9 protein-coding genes and 1 pseudogene are annotated in these 11,976 nt (G+C 69.4%); 3 read left to right on the forward strand and 7 right to left on the reverse strand.

Going from position 1 to position 11,976, the window contains the following annotated elements:
• Nucleotides 1–6: 6 nt before the first annotated feature.
• From ACZ6SD_RS03955 to ACZ6SD_RS03970, 4 genes are read right to left on the reverse strand one after another with little or no spacing between them, the layout of a single operon-like run.
• On the reverse strand, nt 7–1,236 hold the full coding sequence (locus tag ACZ6SD_RS03955) for an amidohydrolase family protein (RefSeq protein WP_465315389.1): 1,230 nt from the start codon (nt 1,234–1,236) through the stop codon (nt 7–9).
• Nucleotides 1,233–2,156 (reverse strand): alpha/beta hydrolase family protein, encoded by a 924-nt coding sequence (locus tag ACZ6SD_RS03960; RefSeq protein ID WP_465315390.1) that lies wholly within the window; start codon nt 2,154–2,156, stop codon nt 1,233–1,235. Before ACZ6SD_RS03960 ends, ACZ6SD_RS03955 begins: the two co-directional genes overlap by 4 nt.
• A gap of 11 nt (nt 2,157–2,167) precedes the next feature.
• A complete protein-coding gene (locus ACZ6SD_RS03965; RefSeq protein WP_465315391.1) occupies nt 2,168–2,686 on the reverse strand; it encodes a PaaI family thioesterase in 519 nt (172 codons plus the stop codon).
• 45 nt (nt 2,687–2,731) lie between these two features.
• Nucleotides 2,732–3,901: an acyl-CoA dehydrogenase family protein gene (locus tag ACZ6SD_RS03970; protein ID WP_465315392.1), complete on the reverse strand. Its 1,170-nt coding sequence runs from the start codon at nt 3,899–3,901 to the stop codon at nt 2,732–2,734.
• A 174-nt stretch (nt 3,902–4,075) separates the two neighbouring features.
• On the opposite strand from ACZ6SD_RS03970, the gene ACZ6SD_RS03975 reads away from it, so the two are divergent.
• Nucleotides 4,076–5,026, forward strand: a complete 951-nt coding sequence (locus tag ACZ6SD_RS03975; RefSeq protein WP_465315393.1) for a PDR/VanB family oxidoreductase — start codon at nt 4,076–4,078, stop codon at nt 5,024–5,026.
• Nucleotides 5,027–5,196: 170 nt separating this feature from the next.
• On the forward strand, nt 5,197–6,018 hold the full coding sequence (locus tag ACZ6SD_RS03980; RefSeq protein ID WP_465315394.1) for an MBL fold metallo-hydrolase: 822 nt from the start codon (nt 5,197–5,199) through the stop codon (nt 6,016–6,018).
• Between the two features lie 55 nt (nt 6,019–6,073).
• Here the strand turns inward: ACZ6SD_RS03980 and ACZ6SD_RS03985 are convergent, their stop codons facing one another.
• Nucleotides 6,074–7,480 (reverse strand): MFS transporter, encoded by a 1,407-nt coding sequence (locus ACZ6SD_RS03985; RefSeq protein ID WP_465315490.1) that lies wholly within the window; start codon nt 7,478–7,480, stop codon nt 6,074–6,076.
• 152 nt (nt 7,481–7,632) lie between these two features.
• Here ACZ6SD_RS03985 and ACZ6SD_RS03990 point away from each other — a divergent pair, with 152 nt between their 5' ends.
• Complete coding sequence (locus tag ACZ6SD_RS03990; RefSeq protein WP_465315395.1) at nt 7,633–8,034, forward strand: MarR family winged helix-turn-helix transcriptional regulator; 402 nt, start codon at nt 7,633–7,635, stop codon at nt 8,032–8,034.
• 211 nt (nt 8,035–8,245) lie between these two features.
• Here ACZ6SD_RS03990 and ACZ6SD_RS03995 read toward each other — a convergent pair whose 3' ends face one another.
• Together ACZ6SD_RS03995 and ACZ6SD_RS04000 are read right to left on the reverse strand one after the other, a co-directional pair.
• Entirely contained in the window at nt 8,246–9,967 is a 1,722-nt protein-coding gene (locus ACZ6SD_RS03995) for a tetratricopeptide repeat protein (protein WP_465315491.1), read from the reverse strand.
• A gap of 579 nt (nt 9,968–10,546) precedes the next feature.
• Nucleotides 10,547–11,974: pseudogene (locus ACZ6SD_RS04000) on the reverse strand (SAV_2336 N-terminal domain-related protein); the annotation flags it as partial.
• Nucleotides 11,975–11,976 lie beyond the last annotated feature (2 nt).

Consider the following 11,976-nt stretch of genomic DNA (forward strand, 5'->3'; position numbering starts at 1 on the left):
TCGTTGTCATAACCCGGTTGCCGCGAGCATTGTCCGCAGGGCCCGGCCGTCTTCCGCGACGGCCGAGGGCTCGCGCTTGTCCGGGCGGAACTCGACGCCCCGGGTCACTACCAGGGCGGGGTCGCGCAGCGCGGTGAGATCGGCGAGGGGGTCGGCGTCGACCAGCAGTAGGTCCGCGTCCTTGCCGGGGGTGAGGCTGCCGGTGCGGTCGCCGACACCGAGGGCGTCGGCGGCGTCGGCGGTGGCGGCGCGGATCACTTCGGTGGGGGTGAAACCGTAGCCCGCCATGGCGAGCAGGGCCTCGGCGTGGTCGCGGTGCGCGGTGCCCGCCACCCCGGCGTCGGTGCCGCTGATGAACCGCACGCCGCGGGCGCGCATGTCGGCGACGACTTGGCGGCGGCGCTCGGCGAACTCGGGGTGGGCGGCCAGGCGCGGGTTGAACGTGGCGCACACCGCGATGCCCGCGCGCGCGATCTGGTCGGTGAGGTCGGGGGAGTAGCCGTCGAAGCCGGTTTCGGTCTGCCAGGTGCAGTGTTCGAGGGTGTCGACGCCGCATTCGACCGCGAGGCGGATTCCGTCCACGCCGTGCGCGTGCGCGGCGACCGGGCGGCCGAGCCTGCGCGCCTCGGCGACGATCAGGCTCAGGTCCGCGCGGGAGAACTGCGTCTGCCACGACCGTGAGCCCGGTGTGCTGTTCCCGCCGGTGACCATGACCTTCACGACGTCGGTGCCCGCCGCGTCCTGGGTGCGGATGAGGCGCAGCAGGTCGTCGGGGGTGGCGCAGCCGCCGCCGAAGTGCCAGCAGTGGCCGCGGGGGCGGGTCAGCGGGCGGTTGGCGACCAGCAGTCGCGGGCCGCGCAGGGTGCCAGCGGCCACCGCGTCGCGCAGGTCGGTGGCGAGCAGGCCGAGCGAGCCGAGGTCGCGGGCGGTGGTGACCCCGGCGGAGAGCAGTTCCCGCGCGTTGCGGGCCATCAGCAGCAGTTGCCGGTTGGGCCGCTCGCGCAGGATTCGGCCGACCGGGTCGGGGCTCGCGTCGAAGCCGAGGTGGACGTGCGCGTCGATCAGGCCGGGCAGCAGCGTCCCCGACCAGGCCACGACCCGGGCCCCGGGCGCGGACAGCTCCGCCCGGGGGCCGACCGCGGTGATCTTCCCGTGCTCGACCAGCACGGCGCCGTCGTCGATGACGGCGCCGTCGCCGGTGAGCACTTGCCGTGCCGCGTAAAGCGTCGAGCTCACGCGGGGGCGCCCGGCACGGTGCGCTCGGTGATCCAGGTCGCGACCGCGGGGCCGATGACCGCGCTGTCCTTGACCCAGCCGAAGTGGTCGAGGTTGGCCACCCCGGCTCCGGCCGCGATGTGCCAGTTGGCCAGCCGCGCCGACTCCAGCCGCCCGCCCAGGAAGTCCACATTGGACTTCGGGCCGAGGATGTCGCGCTCAAGCGAGATGAGCAGCACCGGGATGTCCAGCTTCGCCAGCGCCGCGTCGTAGCGAACTTCGGTGCCCTTGGGGCGGTACCGGCTGGTGCGGGAGTGTCGCGCCCAGTCGATCATCACCCCGCCCGCCATCGCGCCGGGGATGAGCACCCCGCCGGGCCACCAGCCCTTGACCCTCGACACCAGGCCGATCCACTGGATCTTCCACAGCGCCTCGAACCACCGCTTCGGCCCGAACGCGCGCCAGAACACCGTTCCGGTGCCGATCGTGGACACCCCGGCCACCACGCCCGGGTTGGTCGCGGAGAACAGCAGCGCGAGCTGCCCGCCGAGGCTGTGCCCGAGCAGGTGCAGCGGCCGGTCGGGGAACCGCTCGGCCACCGCGGCGACGATCGCGGGCAGGTCGACCTCGATCAGCTCGCGGTAGCCGAAGTCCGGCCCCTCGCGCAGCGCCGGGGTGCTCTCGCCCTGGCCGCGCAGGTCGCAGGTGGCGACCGAGAGCCCGGCCGCGCGCAGCGCCTTGGCCAGCGGCAGGTAGAATTTCGCCTTGACCGCCATCGCGGGCAGGATGAGCACGACCGGCGCGCTCGCGTCGTCGCTGGGCAGCAGGCGCAGCGTGAAGGCCGTGCCGTCGCCGGTCTCGACGCGCAGCGCCTCCAGGGTGGTGAACTCCGACGGCGGCCGGGAACCGGCGGCGTCGCGGCCGGTCTGGCTGACGGACATCGCTTTCCCTCTCAGTTCGCCGCGATGGTGCACACGTAGTCGAAGGTGAACTTGGCGACCAGCACGTCGGCGTCGTCGTAGAGCGCGGCCTTGCCGTCGATCTCGAAGCGCTCGTTGCCGGTCGCGGCGAGGATGCGCCGCATTTCGCGCTCGTCAATGGTGGCGATGGCGCGGATGCGACCGTTGGCGGGCTTGCGGAACGCCGCGCGCGCGTCCCGCAGCACCAGCAGCTCCACAGTGGACAGCCGGGTCGCGACCGCGCCGACGAACGCCGCGGCGCCCGCGATGTCCGCGGCCAGGAACAGCGCGCCCGCGTGCACGGTGTTCATGTGGTTCTTCAGGTGCGGCTCGGCGGGCAGCTCAACGACCGCCCGGTCCGGGCCGATTTCGGTGATGTCGACGCCCGCGTGGTTGCCGAAGGGCACCAGGGCGTCGGAGATGGCGCGCAGCGCCTCGTAGTCGGGGTTTTCCCCGCCGTGGCCCGCGAAGGCGTCGGCGAAGCCGGGGTTGATCCGAATGTCGGTCGACACGTGATCAGTCCTTTGTGGTCAGACAGCGATCGGTGGCGGAACAGGTCACTGGTGCGCGCGCAGCACGCGCCGGGCGATCGACCAGCGCAGGACCTCCGAGGGGCCCTCGTAGATGCGGAAAGCCCGCGCCTCCACGAGGAATCGGGCGACCAGGTGGTCCTCGCAGACGCCGAGGCCGCCGTGCAGCTGCACCGCCCGGTCCAGCACCCGCCAGACCGCCTCGGACACGAAGGTCTTGGTCACCGACGCCGAGTGCCGGGCCGCGGAGCTCGCCGCGCCCTCGGCGTCGATGATCGCGGCGGTGCCGTGGATGAGCGCGCGGGCCGCGGTGATGTCGATCTCGTTGTCGGCGATGTGCGCCTGGGCCATGCCATGCTCGGCGATCCGCGCGCCGAACGCCTGCCTGCCGTTGATGTGCCGGGCGGCGAGCTCCTGGGCCCGCACGGCCAAACCGAGCCAGTTCATGCAGAACGTCAGCCGCGACGGCGCGAGCCGCACCGAGGCGTACTCCATGCCTTTGCCGACCGCGCCGAGCACCGCGTCGTCGCCGACGTGGCAGTCGGCGAAGGTGACCGCGCAGTGCCCGCCGGGCACGCTGTGGTCCAGCGTCGGCATCCGCCTGCCCACCCGCAGGCCCGGGTTGTCCTGGTCCACCAGGAACATCGTCGGCCCGTCGGCGGTGGCCGCGACCACGATGGTGAACGCCGCGCCGTCCGCGCCGGTGGTGAAGTGCTTTTCGCCGTTGATGACCCAGCCGTTGTCGGTCTCCTCGGCGACCGTGCGCAGCATGCTCGGGTCCGACCCGGCTCCGGGCGCGGGCTCGGTCATCGCGATCGAGGAGCGGACCTCGCCGGTGGCGAGCGGGGCCAGGTAGCGCCGCTTCTGCTCGGGGGTCGCCGCGTGCGCGAGCAGGTGGATGTTGCCGTCGTCGGGGGCCCAGCAGTTCAGCGCCAGCGGCCCGATCAGGCTGGTGCCCGCGGCCTCAAGCACGAACGCCTGCGCGCGGGTGTCGAGGCCGAGGCCGCCGTGCTCGACCGGCGACAGCGGGCCGAACACGCCCGCCGCCTTGGCTTTCTTCTGCAGTTCCAGGCGCAGGGCGTCGTCCATGGGCCTGCCGTCCACGATGATTTCCCGCTCGACGGGGTAGACGTGCTCGCGGACGAACTCCAGTGTTCGCTCGGCCAGTTCCTGGGGGCTGTGGGTCGTCCCGGTCACCGTGGCTCCTTGTTCTCCGGGCTGTGCCGTGCGGTCCAGCCCAGTCTCTTGTGGCCGCCGCGACCGCCCGCGCCTGATTGCCATTTCCAATCGGGCGAGTCGAATGCGCTGACCGGCCGCCACGGGACCGGTTCGGTCGGTGAGGCTGACAGGGTGACGCGAGGAGGGTTCACCGTGCCGACGTCAGCCGGATTGATGACCTTGCAGGTAGTCGCCAAACGCGTCGAAGCCGACGCCGTGGCGTCCTTCGTCCTCGCCGCCCCCGACGGCGCCGACCTGCCCGAATGGGCCCCTGGCGCACATGTCGACGTCGAGGTCGCGCCCGGAGTGCTGCGCCAGTACTCGCTGTGCGGGGACCCGGCGGAGCGGGCGCGCTGGCGGATCGCGGTGCTGCGGGAGGACCCCGGCCGCGGCGGCTCGCGGCGGCTGCACGACGAGGTCGAGGTGGGCGCGAACCTACCGGTCGGCTTGCCGCGCAACAACTTCCCGCTGGTGAACGCCGAGGAATATGTGTTCGTCGCCGGTGGGATCGGGATCACGCCGCTGCTGCCGATGATCCGCGCCGCGCACGCCGCTGGCGCGTCTTGGTCGCTGCACTACGGCGGCAGGCGCCGCGACCGGATGGCGTTCCTCGACGAGCTGGCCCCCTATGGCGACCGGGTCCGTGTGCTGCCCGAGGACGAGCACGGCCTGCTGCCGCTGGCCGACATCCTCGCCGCCGCGCCGGAGCGGGCCCAGGTCTACTGCTGCGGCCCCGAGCCGCTGCTCGACGCGATCGAGCGGGCCTGCGCGGCGGACCGGGCCGACGCCCTGCGCGTCGAGCGGTTCGCGCCCCGCGAGGTCGTCGCCGGGCCGGATTCGGCGTTCGAGGTGCTGGCGGCGAGTTCGGGCAAGGTGGTCGAGGTGGCCGAGGGCCAGTCGGTCCTCGACGCGTTGACCCGCGCCGGGATCGAGATGCCCTCGTCGTGCCGGGAGGGCACCTGCGCGAGCTGTGAGACCCCGGTGCTCGACGGCGAGGTCGACCACCGCGACTCGGTGCTTTCCGCCCAGGAGCGCGCCGAGGGCAAGGTGATGATGCTCTGCGTGTCCCGCGCGCGTTCTCCCCGTTTGGTCCTCGACATCTAGGTCCTGTCTCGAAGGACCAGCGGCGATAGGCGCGGCGAATCGGTCTTTCGATCTTGGCCATACGCCGCACACGTGACCGTCACTTCCCGGCATGCTCCCGGGGCCAGCGCAGGCACCGGTCCTCGGTGACCGCGCTCGCGCCCGCGGTTGTCGACAGATCGGATCCTGGCATGCAACTCACCATTCTCGGATGTCGCTCGGGGTCACCCGCCGACGGTCAGGCCAGCTCTGGCTACCTGGTGGAGACCGGGCGCACGAGACTGCTGCTGGACTGCGGGCCGGGAATCGCGACCGCGCTGTCCGGGGTGGTGGAGCCCGAGGCTCTCGACGCGGTGGTGATCAGCCACTTCCACACCGACCACTGCTACGACCTGCTGCCGATCGGCAAGGCGATGCTGTCGAAGCTGGTTCGCTTCCCCGGCGGCCCCGAGCACGCGGACCGGGAGTTCCGGCCGGTGCCGCTGTTCGTCCCGGCCGGGGCGCGGGAGCTGTTCGCCAAGTGGTCGGCGCTGTTCCCGGTGGCGAGCATGCCGTTGCTGGACCAGGCGTTCGAGGTCGCCTTCGACGTGCGCGAGTACCAGCCGGGCGACCAGTTCGAGGTCGGCGACTGCACGCTGGGCCTGCACGGTCTGCGCCACGTCCGGCCCAACTGTGGCGCCCGCGTCGAGTCCCCCGAGGGCACTCTCGCCTACACCGGTGACACCGGGGTCACCGACGCCGCGGTGAAGCTGGCCGCCGACGCCGATCTGCTGCTCGCCGAGGCGACGCTGTCGGCGACCGACCAGACCGACCACGGCCACCTCAGCGGCGGCGACGCGGGCCGTCTCGCCGCCCGCGCCAACGTCGGCGAGCTGGTGCTCACCCATTTCGCCTCCACTGAGAGCGCGTGGCTGCGCGCGCTGCACGAGGACGCGGCGTCGGCGTTCGCGGGCCCGGTCCGGCTGGCCACCCCCGGCCGCAGGCTGCCGGTCGGGAAGCGGGCCGTGGTCTGACTTGCCGGTTGGGGTGGCGGCCGGTGTGGTGTCCGGCCCCCACCCCCTCCCCCTTTTATCCGACCGGAACGGGTTCCGGCTCGGCCTGCCGCGGGACAGTCGACCGGCGGATGTCCCGGATTCCGGTGAGTGAGATCACCACGCCCAGCGCGGCGATGCCCGCCACGACCGCGAGCGCGGGCGTGTAGCTGGCCAGCAGTTCCGCGGGCGCGGTCACGGCCCCTTCGGCGCCTTCGTTGGCCGTGATCACCGCGGTGACGACGGCGAGGCCGATGGCCCCGCCGACCTGGAGCGAGGTGTTGACCAGTCCGCCCGCGAGCCCCTGCTCGTGGTCGGCGACGCCCGCGGTGGCCTGGATGTTCATCGAGGTGAAGCACAGCGCGCAGCTCACCCCGAGCAGCACCATGCACGGCAGCACCACGCCGAGCACGTTGGGGGTCACGTCGGCGTTGAGGAAGAACGCGTAGGCGACCACCAGCGAGCCGAACCCGGTCAGGATCAGCCGCGCGGTGCCGAAGCGGCTGACCACGGCGTCCATTTTGGTGGAGCTGGCCAGCACGATCACCGCGGCGGGCAGGAACGCCAGCGCGGTTTGCAGCGCGGTCCAGCCCAGCAGCCGCTGCATGTACTGCATGACCACGAACTGGAAGCCGACGTAGGAGCCGAAGAAGACCATCGCCCCCAGGTTGGCCCGGACCAGCGGCCCGGACCGGAAGATGCCCAGGCGCACCAGGGGATGGCTGGTCCGTCGCTCGATCACCACGAACGCGGCCCCCAGCGCGATCGAGAGCCCGAACCCGATCAGCGTCGCCGCCGAGGCCCACCCGACCTCAGGCGCCTGCACAATGGTGTAGACCAGTAGGAGTAGCGCGGCGGTCGAGGTGGTCGCCCCCGCGATGTCGTAGGAGCCGCCGTCGCGGGCGGGCCGCCCGTCGTTGGGCACAAGCTTGATCGCGGCGATTAGGACCACGGCCGCGACCGGCGCGGGCAGCAGCAGCGGCCAGCGCCACCCGATCTCGGTGAGCAGCCCGCTGAAGACGAGGCCGAGGGAGAACCCGCTGGCCGCGCACACCGTGAGGATGCTCAGCGCCCGGTTGCGCGATGGCCCTTCGGCGAAGGTCGTGGTGATGATGGACAGCGCGGCGGGCGCGGTGAACGCCGCCGCCACCCCCTTGACGAACCGCGCCGCGATCAGCAGCTCGGCGTTGTCCACCAGCCCACCGAGCAACGACCCGATGGCGAACACCGCCAATGCGGCCAGCAGCACCCGGCGGCGCCCCAGCAGGTCGGCGGCCCGCCCACCGAGTAGCAGCAGCCCCCCGTAGCCGAGCACATACCCGCTGACCACCCACTGGAGCGCGGACGTCGACATGCCCAGATCGTCCCGAATGGACGGAAGGGCGACGCCGACCATGGAAATGTCGAGAGCGTCGAGGAACAACGCGCCACACAGCACGATCAGCGTGCCCCACAGCCGTGGCCCCCAGCGCTGGTCGGAAGTTGAGGTTGTTGACGAAGAGTCGGTCACGGGAGCACTGTTGCATGCGTCTGCATCTAATGCAAGCGAATCTAATTCGTTTGCATACATTTTGGGACGTTGGTAGGATCGCCGCCATGGTCGCCGAGGACGCTGACCTCCCCCTGGTCCAAGGCTGGCGGGAGCTGATGACAGTGCACGCCCGCACCTGGGGAGCACTGGACCGCGAACTGGCGCGCCACGGGTTGAGCGCCAGTGAGTTCGAGATCCTGGACCGCTTGGTGGAGGCGGAAGGCGCGGACGCCCGCGTCCAGGATTTGGCGGCCGCCGCCCACCTAAGCCAGAGCGCGGTCTCCCGCCTCATCAGCAGACTGGAACGCGACGGCTTGGTGGTCCGCACCATGTGCGCACAGGACCGCCGGGGGATCGAGGTCTGCCTAACCCCAGCAGGCCACACCCGCCACGCCGAAGCCCTCTCCACCCACCGGGCAGTCCTAGCGGAAATGATGACGACCCCAGATCCGTCACCTCCCCAGTAACGCCCCCCAACCTCATTGGCGGGTGCGCCGAAAGCGGAACTGCGCCCGCCATCCCAACCCATTCCGCCAGCCTGAGACGCCACGCCTTTCCTGCCGGACCGACAGCAGTCCAGTAGGTTGCGTTCAACCTGGTCCGCGCCGCCTGCCTCATCCGGCTCCAAGCCGAACCGCGAACGCACTGCCGCCCAAGCAAACTTGGCGATCGACTCGTTCAGGCAGAGTCGGTGTCGGTGTCAGGAGTAGGGCTGCGATTGGCGATGTGTTCGCGCCACCGGGCCAGGTTGTGGCGGGTGGTGAGGGTGTGGGGATGGTCGGGGCCCAACACTCGCGATCGGTCGGTGAGCAGGGCCTCGAACTCGATTGCCGCCGCGACTGGGTCACCCGCCGTACCCCGCCACCGGGCCAGGTTGTGGCGGGTGGTGAGGGTGTGGGGATGGTCGGGGCCCAACACTCGCGATCGGTCGGTGAGCAGGGCCTCGAACTCGGTTACCGCCGCGACTGGGTCACCTGCCGTACCCCGCCAATCGGCCAAATTGCTGCGGGTGGTGAGGGTGTCGGGGTGGTCGGGGCCCAACAGCCGTGTGTAGTCGGTGAGCAGGGCCTCGAACTCGGTTACCGCCACAGCAGGGTTACCCGCCTCCCCGCGCCAGTAGGCCAGGTTGTTGCGGGTGGTGAGGGTGTCAGGGTGGTCTGGGCCGAGGTGAGTGGTGATGGTGGTGTGTAGATCGTCGTAATAGGTGATGGCGGCAGTGACCTGTCCGGTCTCGCCCAGGCTGTTGCCTGCGCGGAACAGCAGTGGATGTGCGTAGGAACGTAACAGGTGTGCGCTTGCGATGTTGGCCAATGTGGTTGTGTTGACCCGTAGTGCAGTCGCCAGTGTCGTGTCGCGTTCCACGTTCGGCCACACGCTCAGCAGTGCGTCGGCGGCCACGTGTGCCAGGACCGGCCACCGGGTTTCGGTGATGCGGTCGCGGGTGGCGTGCTGGACCAACGCGTGCACCCGCACCGCCGCATGCGCCCTGCCTGGGGCGGTGTCCAGGGTGATCAGGCTCAACCGGTGCAGGCAACTCAACGCACCCCGCACCTGCTCAACCCCCACCGGTTCACCCGAGCCCGCGCTCAGGTACTCCAGAACCGGAGGCGAGGTGAACACCGACATCGGGACACCGTTGGGGTCCAACACCGACGCCACCGCCAACACCGGCCCCGCCAACCCCACCGGCGCCATACTGTCGGCCAGATCCACTGACATAGCCCACGTCGTGGCCACCGTGTCCGCTCGCCCATCGGGCAACGCGCTCTCGGACGGGAACATCTCCGCCAACTTGCGGCGCTGCCCCCGCCACCGCTCCACATACTCCGCGCAGGTGATGCACTGGTCCACCACATACGCCCCCGCCTGACCCAACGCCAGCGGAAGAAATCCCATCAGCCTTGCCAACTCGGCAGCGCCCTCGAGCATATCTGGCTGATCGGCCAGTATGTCGCCTAGATACGCCAAAGACTCCTCTTCGGAGAACACCTCCAACGTCACCAACCGCCGATCCGCCGCCCGTAGCGATGCATCCCGCCGCCGCGTGGTCACCACTACCCGCCCCGCACTACCTGAGGGCCACAAACCTGCTAGATCAGCAGGGTCCTGTACGTCATCCAGCACCACCAACCACCGTCGGGTGGTCGTGGCGCACCAGGCCAGAAAACGCCGCACCCCCTCCGCGGGGTCCTCATCGGTCACCCCCGACACGACCGCCGCCAACCGCGCGAACTCGTCCACCACCCGCTCGCGTGACGACGCGGTCACCCACCCCGCCAACTCCACCTCGCCCGCGCGCCACACTCGATCCAGGTAATCGGCAGCGGCTTGCGTCTTCCCCAGACCGCCTAGCCCGGACAGCACGACCGCGCCTACGTCCAGAGCGTCCAGCTCCGGCACCACTCGCCGCTGAAACCCCAACGTCTGCACAGGCACCCCCCCCGACCGATAGGGCAACGACACACCCGGCAACTGGGACCCCGCCCGTACGTAAGCGCCTCTCTCTATGTGGTTGGCCTGAACAAACAGTCCAGTCGCGTCCGACTGCGGAGGGATTTCAGGGCTGGAAGCGTTGTGCACCAGGTCGACTAGCAACCCTCGCTCGGGGTCCGGCATGTCCAAGTTCCGGTCCAGGAACGCGTATTCCGGAGATGGTCTCTCAGTAACATCGGTCGGCAGGGGAAGGGACGTATCGGCCTCATTAGGTCGCACTGTGTGCACAGCGACACCTGGATATTGCGTTGAACCGGCCGATACTGATCTCATTGATCTGGCCTTTGTCCAACCAGAGGCTGCGCGCGGATGTTCAAACGCCTCGGGCGTTTTCCTTTCGGTTCTTTCTAGTGCCCCGCGGACGTCGGCAGTACTGTCATGCGTTGCGCTCCCGTATGGCGCTAGATCGTCCGGGATCGGTAGGTTCCCAGCGGGGTCCGCTGCGATCGCGATAGAATGTTGATGCGCTGGAGCTCGATTGAGATAAGTGGTCACGGCGTCATGGATCGTCCAGTAGTCCAGCGCGGACACGTGGTGTCGGAGATGGTTGGCCACGCCTTGGTGAAAGTGCAGGGTGAGTTCACTGGTATCGACTCTGCGGACCAGCCCGCTCAGGAGTACTTCCGCGAGGTCGGCGGTGGTAGATTCCGGCAGGAGCGTGGACTGGATCAAACGCATAATCCCGAGTGGGAGTGAACTCTGTGTTGAGTAGAGCGTTGCCAGGCGCCATGCAAACGGTGAGGCTGTCATCCGAAACGAGCGGACGACCGCAGCGGGTTCGATCTCGTTCGGTGGGTCGGGTGCTTGGTCGTCCTCGAGCGAAGGAGCGGGTTGTCCTTCGGCGATGAGAATGCCGTCGCACCCGGTCGAGGTGCCAATCATGATCGTGCGAGCCCAGGTTCCAAGTCCGGCGGGCGACAGACCGACCACTGGGACAGCACGCCACGCGTGTGTCCGGTTGACGCGAAAGGGAATGAACCGCATCTCGGTGTTCGGGGTTCTAGGGCGGGTCCCGTACAGCCGGGCCGCAGGGTGCCGGAGACCGGTAGATCTCCACAGCTTCGGCGGGAGCGGGTTGAGCACCACTGTCGGGGTTGAGGAGGCCCACCCTCGGACGAGACTCCACATGGACGGGGAGTGCCATGCCTCGGCGACGCAATCGGTGAAAACGATTACCAGGCCGCGTTGCCGGGAATCGTGGAGGTGTTTGGGCGAGACGATCTTTCCGGTCGGGGTGCGCATCGTCGCCCCCTCAGGGTCCAGGTGCCACTGCTCGACTCGATTGAAGGCGCCGATCTGGCGCAGCAGTGCGACCAGTTCCCCGGCTGGATCTGTCCAAACAGCCATGGATGGAGACCGGTCAACGACCAATGTGACGGTGAACCACCGCTCCATGGCTGGGGTGAACACCGGAGTGATTTCACCTGTGCGCGCGTACGCGTCGACCATGGCCTCTGGGTCAAGCACCAGTTGGGATGGCACGGGGAAGCGACGCTTGAATGGTCGGAGTTCCCTAGACAGCTCCAACGTGTTCGGTAGCGAACGTCCGGAGGCGACGCGCGTTCGCGCCCCACGTCTGCTTCCGGTGTCGCTGTCGGGTGAAACACCGAACAACCCGGTTCCGTGCAGCGAGCCGCCAGTCGAAGGTGATGGCCAACCGTCAGTCTGCTCAGTGGGTGGTGTGGATTCGCCGGTGTTTTGGGGTTGGTTGGGCAGAGTGTTCTGACCAGGTCCAGTCGATTGGTCTTGGTCCTTAGAAGGTGCGACGCGGGCATCACGCGGAGGCATGTCGGCATCCATGGACGAGGTGGTGCGGATGTGGTTAGCGAGCCACAACATATCTGCCATGGCCACGGCGTCCACGTCGAAGTCATCGGAACTGCCGCGTATAAACCCGATCAGTCGCTCGAGCATGA

The sequence above is a fragment of the Actinokineospora sp. NPDC051303 genome, assembly GCF_055586285.1.

Excerpts from the sequence above, each read along its gene's own strand:
- ACZ6SD_RS03960 (WP_465315390.1), bottom strand. The coding sequence starts at position 2,156 with ATGTCCGTCAGCCAGACCGGCCGCGACGCCGCCGGTTCCCGGCCGCCG.
- ACZ6SD_RS03980 (WP_465315394.1), top strand. The coding sequence starts at position 5,197 with ATGCAACTCACCATTCTCGGATGTCGCTCGGGGTCACCCGCCGACGGT.
- ACZ6SD_RS03990 (WP_465315395.1), top strand. The coding sequence starts at position 7,633 with ATGGTCGCCGAGGACGCTGACCTCCCCCTGGTCCAAGGCTGGCGGGAG.